The organism is Neobacillus sp. NPDC093127, assembly GCF_044754175.1.
GTDB lineage: Bacteria > Bacillota > Bacilli > Bacillales > Cytobacillaceae > Neobacillus.
Genome location: NZ_JBIVOP010000027.1, coordinates 20,555 through 34,771 on the forward strand (window position 1 = coordinate 20,555; position 14,217 = coordinate 34,771).

Annotated in this window: 16 protein-coding genes and 1 pseudogene; 8 read left to right on the plus strand and 9 right to left on the minus strand. The window is 41.7% G+C overall.

The window, feature by feature from the left end; all coding sequences use genetic code 11:
* Positions 1–10 precede the first annotated feature (10 nt).
* From ACIQCO_RS24880 to ACIQCO_RS24890, 3 genes are all read left to right on the plus strand, one after another.
* Entirely contained in the window at positions 11–1,180 is a 1,170-nt protein-coding gene (locus ACIQCO_RS24880) for a CDP-glycerol glycerophosphotransferase family protein (protein WP_400434325.1), read from the plus strand.
* A 97-nt stretch (positions 1,181–1,277) separates the two neighbouring features.
* On the plus strand, positions 1,278–3,125 hold the full coding sequence (locus ACIQCO_RS24885; protein ID WP_400434328.1) for a CDP-glycerol glycerophosphotransferase family protein: 1,848 nt from the start codon (positions 1,278–1,280) through the stop codon (positions 3,123–3,125).
* A 25-nt stretch (positions 3,126–3,150) separates the two neighbouring features.
* A complete protein-coding gene (locus ACIQCO_RS24890) occupies positions 3,151–4,548 on the plus strand; it encodes a polysaccharide pyruvyl transferase family protein (protein WP_400434331.1) in 1,398 nt (465 codons plus the stop codon).
* A gap of 118 nt (positions 4,549–4,666) precedes the next feature.
* Here the strand turns inward: ACIQCO_RS24890 and ACIQCO_RS24895 are convergent, their stop codons facing one another.
* On the minus strand, positions 4,667–4,837 hold the full coding sequence (locus ACIQCO_RS24895; protein WP_400434334.1) for a hypothetical protein: 171 nt from the start codon (positions 4,835–4,837) through the stop codon (positions 4,667–4,669).
* A 375-nt stretch (positions 4,838–5,212) separates the two neighbouring features.
* On the opposite strand from ACIQCO_RS24895, the gene ACIQCO_RS24900 reads away from it, so the two are divergent.
* Entirely contained in the window at positions 5,213–5,485 is a 273-nt protein-coding gene (locus tag ACIQCO_RS24900) for a hypothetical protein (protein ID WP_400434337.1), read from the plus strand.
* A 36-nt stretch (positions 5,486–5,521) separates the two neighbouring features.
* On the opposite strand, the gene ACIQCO_RS24905 is transcribed toward ACIQCO_RS24900, so the two are convergent.
* Positions 5,522–6,631 carry a phage baseplate protein gene (locus ACIQCO_RS24905; RefSeq protein WP_400434340.1) on the minus strand — a complete coding sequence of 370 codons (1,110 nt, stop codon included), beginning with the start codon at positions 6,629–6,631 and terminating at the stop codon, positions 5,522–5,524.
* 227 nt (positions 6,632–6,858) lie between these two features.
* On the opposite strand from ACIQCO_RS24905, the pseudogene tagH reads away from it, so the two are divergent.
* Positions 6,859–7,647 (plus strand): annotated as a pseudogene (gene tagH, locus ACIQCO_RS24910) (teichoic acids export ABC transporter ATP-binding subunit TagH); the annotation flags it as partial.
* A 478-nt stretch (positions 7,648–8,125) separates the two neighbouring features.
* Here tagH and tagU read toward each other — a convergent pair.
* Complete coding sequence (gene tagU / locus ACIQCO_RS24915) at positions 8,126–9,049, minus strand: polyisoprenyl-teichoic acid--peptidoglycan teichoic acid transferase TagU (protein WP_400434343.1); 924 nt, start codon at positions 9,047–9,049, stop codon at positions 8,126–8,128.
* 406 nt (positions 9,050–9,455) lie between these two features.
* Here tagU and ACIQCO_RS24920 point away from each other — a divergent pair, with 406 nt between their 5' ends.
* Together ACIQCO_RS24920 and ACIQCO_RS24925 are read left to right on the plus strand one after the other, a co-directional pair.
* Complete coding sequence (locus tag ACIQCO_RS24920) at positions 9,456–9,614, plus strand: YwzD family small protein (RefSeq protein ID WP_400434346.1); 159 nt, start codon at positions 9,456–9,458, stop codon at positions 9,612–9,614.
* Positions 9,615–9,891: 277 nt separating this feature from the next.
* On the plus strand, positions 9,892–10,089 hold the full coding sequence (locus tag ACIQCO_RS24925; RefSeq protein ID WP_400434348.1) for a hypothetical protein: 198 nt from the start codon (positions 9,892–9,894) through the stop codon (positions 10,087–10,089).
* Between the two features lie 66 nt (positions 10,090–10,155).
* Here the strand turns inward: ACIQCO_RS24925 and ACIQCO_RS24930 are convergent, their stop codons facing one another.
* From ACIQCO_RS24930 to ACIQCO_RS24950, 5 genes are all read right to left on the minus strand, one after another.
* Positions 10,156–10,428 carry a hypothetical protein gene (locus ACIQCO_RS24930; protein WP_400434351.1) on the minus strand — a complete coding sequence of 91 codons (273 nt, stop codon included), beginning with the start codon at positions 10,426–10,428 and terminating at the stop codon, positions 10,156–10,158.
* A 3-nt stretch (positions 10,429–10,431) separates the two neighbouring features.
* The gene (locus tag ACIQCO_RS24935; protein WP_400434354.1) at positions 10,432–10,947 is read right to left on the minus strand and encodes a YcxB family protein; all 516 of its coding nucleotides are present in this window, start codon (positions 10,945–10,947) and stop codon (positions 10,432–10,434) included.
* A 120-nt stretch (positions 10,948–11,067) separates the two neighbouring features.
* Positions 11,068–11,484: a type II toxin-antitoxin system VapC family toxin gene (locus ACIQCO_RS24940; protein WP_400434357.1), complete on the minus strand. Its 417-nt coding sequence runs from the start codon at positions 11,482–11,484 to the stop codon at positions 11,068–11,070.
* The gene (locus ACIQCO_RS24945; RefSeq protein ID WP_400434360.1) at positions 11,477–11,752 is read right to left on the minus strand and encodes an AbrB/MazE/SpoVT family DNA-binding domain-containing protein; all 276 of its coding nucleotides are present in this window, start codon (positions 11,750–11,752) and stop codon (positions 11,477–11,479) included. Before ACIQCO_RS24945 ends, ACIQCO_RS24940 begins: the two co-directional genes overlap by 8 nt.
* A gap of 165 nt (positions 11,753–11,917) precedes the next feature.
* Positions 11,918–12,979 (minus strand): diguanylate cyclase domain-containing protein, encoded by a 1,062-nt coding sequence (locus tag ACIQCO_RS24950; RefSeq protein ID WP_400434363.1) that lies wholly within the window; start codon positions 12,977–12,979, stop codon positions 11,918–11,920.
* Between the two features lie 246 nt (positions 12,980–13,225).
* Between ACIQCO_RS24950 and ACIQCO_RS24955 the strand changes: the two genes are divergently transcribed.
* Positions 13,226–13,936: a LytR/AlgR family response regulator transcription factor gene (locus tag ACIQCO_RS24955; protein WP_400434366.1), complete on the plus strand. Its 711-nt coding sequence runs from the start codon at positions 13,226–13,228 to the stop codon at positions 13,934–13,936.
* Between the two features lie 8 nt (positions 13,937–13,944).
* Here the strand turns inward: ACIQCO_RS24955 and ACIQCO_RS24960 are convergent, their stop codons facing one another.
* Positions 13,945–14,124 (minus strand): Spo0E family sporulation regulatory protein-aspartic acid phosphatase, encoded by a 180-nt coding sequence (locus ACIQCO_RS24960; RefSeq protein ID WP_400434369.1) that lies wholly within the window; start codon positions 14,122–14,124, stop codon positions 13,945–13,947.
* Positions 14,125–14,217 lie beyond the last annotated feature (93 nt).

The following is a 14,217-nucleotide window of genomic DNA, read 5'->3' on the forward strand; positions in this document are numbered from 1 at the left end:
TGTTTAGTGTATGAAGCGACTAAAGTTGATACCGACAATCCTTACGAAAGCGTTAGTAAGCATCGTCTACCAGTTCTATTGTTTGATTTTTCCTGTGAATCAACAAAAGGTTACCTTTGCCTCCTATCGTTCGGATGATATTCAGGGTAATTTGCTCTATTTGCAAAAGGAAGTAAACCAGCAATACCCAGAGTTTTTAGTCGTGGACTTGTTTAAGAAATTCGATTCGAGCAGGTCGGGGAAATGTTCATACATCCTGCACATGCTCATCTCAACCTATCACTTGGCAACATCGCGCTATTTCTTTATTGATGACTACTATTTTCCCGTCTATTTCATTAAGCCGCGAAAACGGACGAGCATCATCCAAGTGTGGCATGCTGCCGGTGCGTTTAAGAAATTTGGCTACAGTACGGTTGGAAAAAGTTTTGGCCCAAGCAGCCACTATTTAAAACATGTCAAGGTTCATTCGAATTATTCAAACGTGATCGTAAGTGCAGCGGAAGTCATTCCATTCTATGCCGAAGCCTTTCATATGCCGGCAGCACAAATACTGCCATTAGGATTACCGCGATCCGATTATTTCTTTCAGCGAGAAGAGCATATTGCGGTAAGAAAGAGATTATTACAGTTATATCCGGAACTTAACGGAAAAAAGCTGATTCTTTATGCGCCAACCTTCAGAGGAAAAAGCCATCAGCAATCAGTCTCTCAAAGTTACCTGGATTTTGCTGTGTTGAAAACCGTGCTTGGTAACGGTTATGCCCTAGTGGTGAAGCTTCATCCCTATATTAAATCAGAGCTGAACATTGACAAAGGCCTAACGGACTTTGTTTACCAAATAGATGATGAGTTTAATACCGAAGAAATCTTAACACTTGCCGATGTCCTGATTACCGACTATTCAGCAATTATTTTTGATTATTGTTTACTGGGCCGCCCAATTGCCTTTTACGCCAATGATTTAGAGGCCTATGTATCGGAAAGAGACTTTTATTATCCATACGAATCGTTTGTCCCAGGTCCTATTTTCACGAAACCGAAGGATCTGGCTTTTTGGATTAAAGAGGAAGAATTCAATCTTCCACAAGTTCATGCGTTTCGAAAGCGTTTTTTTGATGTTTATGATGGCCAGGTAAGCCGGAAGATCATCGAAACAATCATATCAACTAAAGTTTAAGGGTGTTTTGTGGTGCCCGTATTAACCATAATCATCGAAACTATTTTTTAAAAATGAAGTGTAAGGGGTGTCACGAAAGTTGATTTTTAGGAGATTATTGAAAAGGCGTGGAAAGACTCAGGCGCCAGAACAAACAAAAGCCGAAGCCCCATTCTCCGCTGCGGAAGAGGATTATATTGTCATCAAAGGCAAACAGCTTGAAGAAGCATTACCAGGTTTAGCGCAAGGCGGAACCGATCGGAAGGAACTTATCCCGCGGAGACAAATTACGAAATTAATGTGGAACGGTCCAATCATGGAAATCGAAGGCTATTTCTACCTTGAAGATATCTCGATGGGTGATGAGGACCTAGTGAAAAAGCAATTGGTCCTAAGAGCTGAAAACGGCGAAGAAACAACCGTTCCGTTAACCGATATTTCAATTGAGGAGCTTGCATTAGAGGGTACGATTGAAAGCCGTTATACATGGGCCGGCTTCAAAGGGAAAATTGATTTTTCGACGATGACGGAGAATAATAAGCCGCTGTCGCCATCCACCTATCGGACCTATCTCGAAGTGGAAGTGCAAGTATCGGAGTATAAAATCTATCGAAAAACGTATCCGCTTGGGAATGTACTTAAATTCTTGCCGCAGCAGTTTTACACCACTAAGATGGAATACTTCTCTGCTAAACAAGAGCTGAAATATAACCTAATGGCCACCTATGACCAACGGGAAAAAACACTAAAGATCGAGTCGACCAAGCTGAAGGATATCGATCCATCTAAATATAATTTAATGCTCGCGAAAAATGACAGCCTGCTCTATCGCTTTATGCGGTCCTATGGCTTTAAAGTCGCCTACAATCTTTGTAAGCTGCTTCCACTAAAAGAGGAGAAAGTGATCTTTGCATCCGATAGCCGGTCAGAAATGAGCGGTAACTTCAAATTTGTTTTTGATGAGATGCAGAAACAGAAGCTCGATTTCGACTATCACTTTATGCTGAAAAAAGAGATTGGGGATCGGAAGTCCTTCAAAGAGCTGCTGGAATTGGCTTATCAGCTGGCCACAGCGAAATTTATTCTGCTCGATGATTTTTATCCGATGGTCTATCCGTTGAAAATTCGCAAAAAAGCAGAATTAGTGCAGCTTTGGCATGCGGTCGGCGCCTTTAAAACATTTGGCTTCAGCCGCCTTGGACGGCCTGGCGGTCCATCGCCAAAGTCGAGAAATCACCGCAACTATACTAAAGCGATTGTAAGCTCGAAAAACATTGCCAAGCACTATGCCGAGGGCTTTGGCATTGACCAGGAGAAAGTAATTGCAACCGGAATTCCAAGAACCGATATCTTTTTCGATCAAGACTATCAGGACAAGGTTCGCGAATCACTCTATGAGGAATACCCGTTTCTAAGGAATAAGAAGGTGATCACATTCGCGCCAACCTTCCGCGGCAATGGACAGCAATCGGCACATTATCCAATCGATCGCTTGCATTTTGACAAGCTCTATCATTCGTTAAAGGATGAATATGTGTTCCTGTTCAAAGTCCATCCGTTTGTAAAGAATGATTTCAGTATTCCTTACCAATACAGTGATTTCTTTTACGACTTTTCATCCTATCGTGAAGTGAACGACCTGCTATTTATTACCGATATCTTAATCACTGATTACTCGTCTGTTTGCTTTGAGTATGCCTTACTGAACAAACCAATGCTATTCTTCTCTTATGATGTCGAAGAATACGTCCAAAAAAGGGACTTTTACTATGATTATCAATCGTTTATTCCAGGACCGCTTGTCAGAACGACAGAAGAGATGATTGAAACAATCCAACAGGAAAATTTTGAAATGCAGAAGATTGAGCCGTTTGTAAAGTACTTCTTCGATGATCTTGATGGCAAATCAAGCGAACGAGTGGTCGAGCAAATTTTGTTAAAGACGGATGAAGAAGATTGGTATTAAAAAGGAAATCAGGAGGATTTTTAACATGAAAAATATTATTATCAGAGCAGGGATGTCGCCTCTCGATAATTTTGATGCAGCACATATCATGGCCAACAATTCAATCGGCGGGAACGTCGGGAATTTAGTCTATCAATACAGTGTGTTCCGGACGTTAATGACCGAAGAAACGACGATTACGCCCGACTACTATGACTACGATCCAAGCCGTGCCGATGAAATTAATGAAAAATATGATGCTTACGTCATCCCGCTCGCAGATGCGTTCCGGGAAGAATTTGCCCCGTCATTACGGAAGTATACAAACCTGATTAAAAAATTAACAATTCCTGTTTATGTGATTGGTGTCGGGTTGCGGGCCCCATTTGAACCAAAGTTAGACGAAGGCTTCCCGTTTGATAAAGATGTCAAGGCGTTTGTCAGTGCGGTATTAGAGAAGTCGAGCATGATCGGATTACGAGGCGAAATTACTTCCCAATACCTGACGCGCTTAGGCTTCCGGGAAGGGATTGACCACACTGTCATCGGCTGTCCATCGATGTATGCCTTTGGCCGCGAATTAAACATCCGGGAAACGAAGATCACAAAGGACTCGATCGTTTCTGTGAACTCATCACGGCTATCACCGAAAAAGGTATTAGATTTCATTACAAGAGGGATGGAAGAGTATCCGAACCATTATTTCCTGCCGCAATGGATGAAAGAGCTGAAGCTCGCCTATGCCGGGGCGCCGGCGTTAACAACTGAACCAAGCAAGAACTATCCTGTTAGCATGTCTGACCCGGCCTATTTAAATGACCGCGTCCGTTATTTCTTAAATGTGCCGACATGGTTAGATTTCCTTAGACAAGCAGACTTGAGCTTCGGGGCAAGACTGCACGGCAACATCACAGCGACTATCGCCGGGACACCAAGCATCTTGATTCCAAAAGATGCGCGTATGAGAGAATTGGCGGAGTACCATCAATTAACACATGTGATGGCGAATCAAATTACCGCGAAAACGAAACTTAGCGAGTTAGTGGAAAAGGTTGATTTCCAGCAACCAACGAAACGCCAGGGCAAGAACTTTGATCACTACATCGACTTCTTGAATAAGAATAACATCGATCATATTTATAAAGATGGCGTGAAGCCGGCAAGGGTGCCTTTAGACGAGGAAATGGCGACAATAGAACACCTTCCGCCAATGTCGCCAATTAGCGCCTGCAGTCCAGTGGAAATCGCGGACCGCATGGAGAGATACTTCTCGCTAACAGAAGCAAAGCAGAAAGAGAAATTAGCAGAGAAAACAACGATCATTAAGCAGTTGCAAAATGAGATAGCTGAAAAAGAAAAAACGCTGAAAAAGTATAAAGGGACATTAAATCGCAAAGCCGTCCGGTTAGCCTTGAAGACAGCCGACATGTTTGCTCGTAAATAGGCGATAGGGAAATTTTGCATTAAGTGAAAAGGCGCATGGAGCATCCATGCGCCTTTTATTGATATTTATAGGAAATGGCACCCATGCAAACAGCTCCAATCCTCAACTCTTGCCATCGTTAGTCAAATTCCGTGTAAGATCCAAAGCCTTCATCCTGCTGTTTCATTTCATTCATTTTTTTACTTGTATATTTATTGGTATATAACAGCAAAAAAAGGAATAAAACTAAACAACCGCTAATAATCAACAAGAAATAATGGAACCAAACACCGAAATCTAACATCTCCAAGGTAACTCCCCCTTTTCATTGGTAAAAGCACTAATTTTCTATCCTTTATTTACCCTAAAACCAGTATATGAATCATATAAACTGATAGAAAATTTCACTATTTATATCGATCCTTTTCATGACGTTCTCTGTTTGCACCTCTAAAGTTTTTTCTTTTTTTAGGTAGACGGAAAAGTGGGTATAGTAGATAATATGTTTTCTTATCCGACAAATCCGTGTTGGTAGAAGCCAGCTTTTGTCGGCATTTAGCGTTATTCTTTTTTTGAAAACGGCGGTATTCCGTGCTAAAGTTTAATGGAATACCTCAATTTAACCTGAACTTTTTTTTGTATTTATATCAGATTTTCATGTCACCACTTATAAGGGAGGAGTCATATGAGAATAAAGATTGTTCAATCAATTACTGATATAAACGGAGATCGATTGCCTCCTGAGATGATCGGAAAGGAATATGACGTCATCAAAGAGAATGGAAAAGGAGTATGGGTCACAGAGGGAAAGCTGGACGCATTTGTCCATTATGAAGAATTGGAAATCGTGGAACTAAGCGCTCCATTAGCAAACATTCTCGGTCACTACTTACGAACGACAGCGAAAGACAAGTTTGATCAAGAACTAAAAAGTATGGGCTGCACCCATTTAATGTAAAACACGCCTTCCGAGTGAAAGGCGTGTTTTACTATTTCATTCTCCAATAGAAAACGAATCGATCCGATTAAACCGCTCGCCATTCCACCCCGTTACCACCCCGGTAAACAGTGATTTTTCTCCTGTATCCGGATTTGTGTAGAGGAAGATCCCTTCCGGTTCACGGAAATTTGACTCGTTCACCAACCCATCGATGCCGGCGGTCATATGTTTTTGATAAACCATTTCCCCAGTCACCACATTAAAGACGGTGACAAAATCTTTAAACCTTGTTTCATCCGTATCTCCTGTTCGCCAGTATAGATAATCGCCATCGAGAGAAAATCCTTGTAAATAATATAAATTCTTTGGGACGCTGATGGTGGACAGCTTTGTATCGCCGCCGCCCAGAACATCTGTCAAGCTGTAAACATCAACACTCGTCGTCGTCCCAGATCTTTGTCTGACAGCAAGTGTCTTGTTAATCGGGTCAACCGCAGCGGCAATTTGAATCGAAGCAGAAGGATCAATCAGCTTCGAAAAATTTTTAAGAGCATGTGAATCCGGATAGTACACCGCCCCCGCCTTATATTTGAAGCGCACAAGATCATGCCCTGTGACCGTCCCGTCCTCAGCTATTTTGTTATAAGAACTCCATACGTAGACAGAGCCGCCCTCAACCTCGACGCCGATATTGGTTCCATGGCCGCCATACTTTAACGTCATACTGTCAAGCATCTTACCGTCCAACGAACAGCGCGTAATCACAAATGACTCTGCCTCCTCGGGCGCCCGCCCGCTTTTCACTTGTGAGACATAAATTTGCTGATGGACGTCATCAACCGCGAACGACTGCATTACCGTTTTATCAGCCAGATGAAGAGTGATCGAGTGGTCCGCTTTATTTTTTAACGATAGACGCTCCTCGGGATGCTGCTCAGGAGGAGGACTATCTGTTGTGCTGTTATCTGGTGTATGGTTATTTGTTGGATTGCTTTCGCTATAATTGGTATCTGCCGGGTTGATTCTTGAAGTCTCGCTTTTTACAGCGAAATCTTTAAAGAAGAAAAAGAAGGCGGCAACGACAATTGCCGTAATGGTAAAGCTCCAAATTCGCTTCTTTGTTTTCTTCGCTTTGAACGTGTCGCGCCGATTTAATATAGTCATCATAAGCCCACTTTCATAGGTGTTCGAAAGAAAAACGTAACTTAGAGTTATTATACCGAGGGATGCGGACAAGGGGAACCAATTTAATCCTAAATTAATGATTAAAATGGCTAACAGGGGCAAATTTCAAACATCGTCATATTAAGGCGCCTTTTGTGGTAATATGGGATGAAAAGCTATTTTTATTAAGATAATAGGAGTACATTCACCAACATGAAGGAGACAATATGAGTAGTTCGGTTTCTTTTAAAAATGTCACAAAAAAATATAAAATGTATAAAAAAACTTCCGATAAACTACTGGATTTGGCGTTGCCGGGTGGCTACGGGAAGGATTTTTATGCTTTGCAAAATATTAGTTTTGAAGCGGAGCATGGTGACAGTATTGGAATTATCGGCGTGAATGGCGCGGGTAAATCAACAATGTCCAATTTAATCTCCGGGGTTATTCCGCCAACTTCAGGTTCGATTGAGATTAAGGGAGAAGCTGCGCTGATTTCAATCGGAGCGGGGCTTAATAACCAGCTGACAGGCCGTGAGAATATCGAGCTAAAGTGCCTGATGCTCGGCTTTAAAAAGCAAGAAATTCAAGCGTTAATCCCGGAAATTATTGATTTTGCCGAAATTGGTGATTTTATCGACCAGCCTGTGAAAAAATACTCCAGCGGGATGAAATCTCGACTTGGCTTTGCCATTTCAGTTAATATCGATCCCGATATTTTAATTATTGACGAGGCCCTTTCCGTCGGCGATAAGATTTTCGCAGAAAAATGTTTGGAAAGGATGAACAGCTTTAAAGAAAAAGGCAAGACGATTTTCTTTATTAGCCACTCGATTGGCCAGGTAAAAGAATTCTGCCAAAAGGCGCTTTGGCTCGAAGCCGGCGAGGTCAAGGCATACGGCCCCGTTGAAGAAGTCATCCCCCAGTACAAGCAATTTATTAGAGAATTCCGGAAGCTGTCAAAGGAAGAAAAGAAGCAATTCCATCAGAAGGTACAGGAAAAAAGAAGCGGGAAATTGAGGACGGCAGAAATGGGTGGTAAGCCTAAGGGGAAGCGGTTGGGGATTTTTAATCGTTAATTGGAGCGGGTTACCCGCGGGTGCAGGGCTAACTGTATATCATTAATAAAAAAGGCTAGTACACCGTAATGCATCCTGGATTCTTGAGATAAAACACACTCCCCTTTAAGTAGAATGGTCTTGTCCCTAATCGAGTAACCAGCAAAAGTATAATAAGCGGAGATTTTCCGGTTAAATGAAGAATGGAGCTCATTTCGAGGTAAATAAGGGTAGATTTTCCGATTATGCCAAGCAAAATCCCTCTTTTTCGAGTTTTTTTATTCAATAGGCGGAATTTATCCGCCTATTTAAGCCTTTTTTAATCATAATTACGAATTAGCCGGAATTTCTCCGTTTATTTAAGCTATTTTTAACAGCAACGAAAACAACCTAGAAAAAATGACCCCGGCTTTCGCAGCCGGGGTCACTTTTTATATTATTTTAATTCCAATTGTGTCTTCAATTCGCTTTGAACTCGTTGCTTTTCTTCAGCAGATACGATTCCATAATAGACTTTATTAATCTTTTTCCCTGTTTCTTTAATTTCCATTTGTTGAATATTCGAACCGGCTTCTTTGTAATTCTTTTGAAGGTCCATTAAATCATCGAAGGCAATGTTTGTTTTTACATTTTTCCCAAGCGCTGCAAAGATGTTTGAGTAGTTCGCAAGGCTGGATACGCTTGCGCCCTCTTTAATAACACCTTGAATGATTTGACGCTGTCTGCCTTGGCGGCCGAAGTCACCATTAGGGTCTTGTTTTCTCATTCTAGTATAGGCTAACGCCTCTTTGCCGTTTAGCTTTAAATCTCCCTTGGCAAAGTGGATTTTATCTTGGGTAAAATCTAAATTGTTCTGAACCTTGATTCCGCCAACAGCATCTACGATATCCTTAAAGCCTTCCATATTCACCTTCATATAATAGTCAATCGGGATATCAAGGAAGTTTTCAACCGTATCCATCGCCATTGGCACACCGCCAAACGCATAGGCATGGTTAATCTTATCCTCAGTGCCTTTTCCGACGATCTGGGTCCGCGTGTCACGCGGAATGCTTAGCATCTTCACTGATTTGTTGTTCGGATTAACGGCTAAGACAATCATCGTATCCGAGCGGCCCTTATCTCCTTGTCGTTCATCGACACCGAGCATTAACACGGTAAATGGATCCTTATTCTTAAAAGAAACCGGGGCATCCCGCTTGTCAGATTGGCGGTCAACCTGCTGATGCATTGTATTGGCTGCATTTTTAAACGATTTATATACTGTATAGGCATATGCCCCTGCCCCGATGATCAGGACAAGAAGAATAATACTAGTCACCTTTAACCATTTTCTATTTTTCTTACGTTGAGATCTCATATGATTAAACCTCCAAAAATATTACATTTTTTTCGTACTCATGTAATAGGATAACAAAAAAGCCAGTGAATGGATATAAAAAAAATGTGGAATTTTTCCGCAGTGGTGTCGAATGCTGGCGATGGGTGCTCGACTTTCTTGAAATTACTCGCGACTTTTTTGGAATTTACTCTCAGCTTTTTTGAATTTACTCTCGACTATCATCTAAAAAATCCAGTCCCCGCACTTTGGGGACTGGATTAGGTAATTGTTGTTTTGTTTTTCTGGTGTGGGGTATGACACCGCAGCGAAGAGGTTCGACAAAATTCACACAATTTCCACAATATTCAACTGGAAATGTATTTACAATCGACTTCAAATCTAGTAGAATATGAAACTAATATAACTGGAAGGAGGATCTTGGGAATTGGAACGGAAACCTGAAAAGGAAAGCAGCTCGAATGTCATAGAGTTTTCAGAAATTGTGAAAAAGGCATATGACAAGGGCTTGAATGAGCAAGAACTAACGGTAGAAAAATTAATGGAAGATTTGAAAGCGGATTTGAAGAGTCTAGTAATAGGCTAATTATATATACGATACATAAGGCTGCCGGAGGAGACCCCCGACGGCCTTTTTTGGGGCGATAGTTCTGGTCGCTTCTAACCCTTATTGGAGCCCGTTTTCGCGATTTCAAGAGCGTACCGGTCGCCAATAGCCGTTATTGGCCCCCCGAAATCCCCGTTTCAAGATTATTCCGGCTCTATAGGCAGGTATCTCTCGCCACTCTCGACAAAAAAGCTTGGATTACGATCAAGCACTCTGTATACTATTGGTATAAGTTTACATTCTGGGAGGAATTTTTATGTCAACTGAGATGGGCGGTTTATTTGGGTTGTTTGCACTCGTTCCAATCATACTGTATTTGTTCATTATTGCGTTTGGTATTTATTTTACCGTCCGCGCGATCAGGTTCATGAATGAAAAGACACAATTGGATCAAGCAAGAAATGAGAAGCTGGATGCGTTGATAAAAGTAATGCAGGAGAAGTCCAGGGAGTAAGCCTGCTGCCGGAAACAGCTGGGAAAAGAAAAATAAGAAACTTTTCATGGTTTGTTCATAGTTTTTTCATTTTTGCCAGTTATAATAAGAGCGTGGAAAGAAGTCACTGCATCTTCTTCTCGCAAACCCCTTTAAAATATATTTTTGTTGCGTATCCGGCCATAGTGCCGGATATTTTTTTGTAGGGATATTTTGTAAGCGGAGAAAATACTTGTCATAATCCCCCTCAACGATTAAAAAAAAGCCAGCCCCGTACTTTGGGGACTGGCTTAGGTAATTGTTATTTTGCTTTTCCGCCCGGGTGCCTGACACCAACCCGCCGGCTTCGAATCGCTGCACGTGTCAATTTGCTTTTATTTTCCCCGAGAGATACTCCCTTACCTCGGCAACATTCGCCAACTCCCGCTTTGGCAGGATATAGGCGCTGATGGCACTGTTATACAGATAGAAGGTGTCGCTGCTTTCCTTGAACTCGTGGATACCGGACCAGTTTACTTTTGTTTCCCCGTTAGAATTGGAATCGACGATGCCTTCGTCGGACAGCCGCATCGTGTGATCGCCCAACAATCCCTCATTTTTCCCTTCCTTAATCATCTTCCTCGTCCCCCGGGCTACATGATTGTAGAAATACTTCGGGTAAAAGATAAACCAGAGAATACTAACAATAATAAAAGGAACTAACATCCACAAAAATGGGACATCATCGATAGTGGAAAACAGATAGGCCGCCGCAATAAAGAAAATTGGCATTAAGAACCGCTGAATATTCAGTGTCCGCATCGCGGCTTTAGAATTTTTAACATGATATAGATTGAAGTTTAAATAATCATCTTCGGTCAAATGGTAGTTAATCTCCATTGAAGCACCCCTTAAAGCTCTTTTAAAAAAAGATACCATTTTTGGCTGTGAATTTACATCTATTTCTGGAAAATTTCCGCAAAATACCGTTCACTTCCCTTTCCCCATATAAAAAGGATATTATGATTCCACAATATCCTCAGGCTTGAAATATTCACAGTTTAGTTTCTTAAAATCCTTTTGATCCCAGGTCAATAAAGGAAAACTATTCCTCACTTTTACACTTAATAAGGCATCGGCAAAATCAACATTCTTTTCTGAAAAAATCCTAAGTGCTTCCGTAACAATATTTTCCTCTGCTTCAACATGATCTGATTCTAGAATAGCTATGATGTACTCACTAATTTGTTGTTTATCCAAATGATAATACGACTTTAATAACCAACAACATTCTGCAATGACTATGGTCGGTATGACCAATGTGAATTCGCCGTTTTCAACCTTTTTAATCAATTTCGTTAATGTTTCAAGTTTAGAAAAGTCGTCTTTTATGATTAATCTAATCATTACATTTGTATCAACAAATAATTTACTCATCCTGGCCACCAAATTCTTCAAAGTGAATTTCATTTGCAGCCTTTTCTTGTGTAATTTTTCGCATTGTCTCTAAATCAATTGGTTCGTGCGAAGTCAATTTCCAGACGGCTTCACTTAGTAATTTTCTTTTCACTGGCTCAATTTTCACTTCATCATCACTGATTAAAAATTTCAACTGATCGCCTTCCATTACATTTAATTTGTCTCTCAGTTCCTTGGGAATAGTAATCTGGCCTTTACTAGTCATTTTTCCACTAATGAGCTCCATAAGAATCACCTCTTACTTCAAGAATAGTATTACATATATTATAGGTAATACCTGGATTGAAATCAACCATACGTTCAATCACTTCCCCAAAACAAAAAATACAACTGCAGCCAAGCAGTTGTATTCAAACTAATAATCTTAACAAGGCGAATCGCCGTGCTGATCTCATCCCGCATCACTGCTACCAATCCCATCCCCAATCTCGTCCGCTCCCGCCGCCACCACGGCTCCACGATGCCCCTTGGTATAAAACCGATAAGCATCCCGCCCGGCGGCTTTCGCTTCGTATAGGGCGTGGTCGGCGGCTGTTATTAACGCCGATTGCGAGGTGCCATCGTGCGGGTAGAGGCTGATTCCAATCGAACAGGTGGTTGTAAACGAATGGTCTTGGATCGACCAGTTCACACGCAGCTCGGCCAATAGCCGGTCCGCAAAACGAGTAATTTCCTCATCAGATGACGGCTCTGAATAGATAATCGCGAATTCATCACCGCCAAGGCGAAACAACGAAGCGGCCCGGGGCAGCAGGGCTTGAATCCGGCCGACGAATTGCTGGAGCAGCTCATCGCCGACATCGTGACCCATCGTGTCATTGACTGATTTAAAGTGGTCACAGTCGAGATAGAGCAAGGCGAATCGAAGGTTATCGTCGTTTGCCGTCTCCATTGTTGCCGCTAAGCGCAAATAGAAAGAGCGGCGATTGTCGGCCCCTGTTAACGGATCATAGAAGGCGAGTTCCATTAACTTTTGCTCATATTGCTTTTTTTCGGAGATGTCGCGTGTAATCGCCGCGAAGCCGTTAACCGTGCCATCGACATCCCTTAATGGCGAAACCGAGACCTCGACATCAAGGAAAGAGCCGTCTTTTCGTAAAAAGGAAGCTTCCCAGTGGTTAATCGCGTTTCCGGCAAGCAAGCTATCCCGCATTCGCCGTTCCTCTTCGTGCAGCTCGGCGGGAATGATCGGCAGCGGTTTCCCGAGTATCTCCATTTTCGTCCAGCCGTACATTTGTTCAAAGGCTGGATTGATATAGACAAGCAATCCGTCCACTGTTGTAATATTAATCGCATCAGATGTATGGGTAAAGAAGGATGTCAGCCTCTCATTTGTTGCTTGTAGAGAAGTTTTCAGCCTGTCCGTTTTCTTTTGAAAAAATCGCCCTAGGAAAAAGGTAATCACCAAAAAGATGAAGATAATAAACAAATAATAATAATGAAATACATACATGATTAGCGGGTTTCCTCCTGTGGATTGTCAGGTAATTGAATTTATTGTAGGCACCAATTTACAATTTTGCAAGATGATGGACGTGAAAAGGCGATAATCGGGGCTGAAGGGGGATGGAACGCAATGTCTTATGTCCTGCCTGCAGCTAATTTCCAACTCTTTCATAGTAGTAATTAATCATTTACAATATAGACATGATTCTATTTTTGTCTAAAGGAAGGTATTGCAGGTATGAGTCCTATAAAGGTGATAGTAGCCGACGATCATCAAGAATCCATAGACATTATAAAACGCTTACTTACAAGTTTACCAGAGTTTCAATTGATCGGACAATGTGTGAATGGGGAGCAGCTCGCATGGGAGGTCATTGTCAAGAAGCCTGACCTCGTGCTGACTGCGATTAAACTAGCCAAGAAAAATGGCCTTGAGGCGATGAAGGAGTGTCTTGCTTTTTTGCCGTCGCTTAAAGTGATCTTTATTACAGGTTATGATGAATATGCGATTGAGGCTTTTTCCATGGCTGCCGTTGATTACCTCGTCAAGCCGGTGGAGGAGGAGCGTTTAGGGCAAGCGTTGGAGAAAGCAAAAAACATTATCGAGTTTGAACGGGAGAAAATCGGAAACGGTCCGAAGCAGCAGCAAAAAATTCTGCAGCTGAGGGACCAAACTACGACCCTGTTTATTCCGCTCGATGAAATCCTCTTTATCGAAAAGGCAGGGAAGAAGTGCCTTGTTTATACGGAAAAGGAGATCTATGAAACGTCCGAACCCATGGGGCGAATACTACCTCGTCTTGATGATTCTTTTTTCCATGGACACCGTTCCTATATCATTAATTTAGAAAAGATTTCGCAAATCATCCCGCAAAAGGAAAGCTTTATCGTTCATTTTAAGGACTATGACCAGTTGGCGAAAATCTCGAAGTTGAAAATTAATGAAATCAAAAAACTGATCTAGCTGACACCTTAACGTACTGACCTTCTTGAAATTAGTTGTTGGTTTTGCTCAAGTGCTATTAATAAGTTTAATAATCGGTCTAACTGTTGACTGCATTCAATCGTTTCTGCGGCAGTAGGACCATATTGCTCGGCCAATTCAAACAGTTCATTTCGATAGTTTTCAATCATCATTAATAAATAGGTCATTTTGGGCCGCTCCTTTTAGTATATAGGTATATTATACCATTCATTATACTGTTTTTATAGTAAAAGTTGTCAAATGCGGTAATTCATGGTTGA

Excerpts from the sequence above, each read along its gene's own strand:
- ACIQCO_RS24880 (WP_400434325.1), top strand. The coding sequence starts at position 11 with ATGAAGCGACTAAAGTTGATACCGACAATCCTTACGAAAGCGTTAGTA.
- ACIQCO_RS24890 (WP_400434331.1), top strand. The coding sequence starts at position 3,151 with ATGAAAAATATTATTATCAGAGCAGGGATGTCGCCTCTCGATAATTTT.
- ACIQCO_RS24900 (WP_400434337.1), top strand. The coding sequence starts at position 5,213 with ATGAGAATAAAGATTGTTCAATCAATTACTGATATAAACGGAGATCGA.
- ACIQCO_RS24905 (WP_400434340.1), bottom strand. The coding sequence starts at position 6,631 with ATGACTATATTAAATCGGCGCGACACGTTCAAAGCGAAGAAAACAAAG.
- tagU (WP_400434343.1), bottom strand. The coding sequence starts at position 9,049 with ATGAGATCTCAACGTAAGAAAAATAGAAAATGGTTAAAGGTGACTAGT.
- ACIQCO_RS24925 (WP_400434348.1), top strand. The coding sequence starts at position 9,892 with ATGTCAACTGAGATGGGCGGTTTATTTGGGTTGTTTGCACTCGTTCCA.
- ACIQCO_RS24935 (WP_400434354.1), bottom strand. The coding sequence starts at position 10,947 with ATGGAGATTAACTACCATTTGACCGAAGATGATTATTTAAACTTCAAT.
- ACIQCO_RS24940 (WP_400434357.1), bottom strand. The coding sequence starts at position 11,484 with ATGAGTAAATTATTTGTTGATACAAATGTAATGATTAGATTAATCATA.
- ACIQCO_RS24945 (WP_400434360.1), bottom strand. The coding sequence starts at position 11,752 with ATGGAGCTCATTAGTGGAAAAATGACTAGTAAAGGCCAGATTACTATT.
- ACIQCO_RS24950 (WP_400434363.1), bottom strand. The coding sequence starts at position 12,979 with ATGTATGTATTTCATTATTATTATTTGTTTATTATCTTCATCTTTTTG.
- ACIQCO_RS24960 (WP_400434369.1), bottom strand. The coding sequence starts at position 14,124 with ATGACCTATTTATTAATGATGATTGAAAACTATCGAAATGAACTGTTT.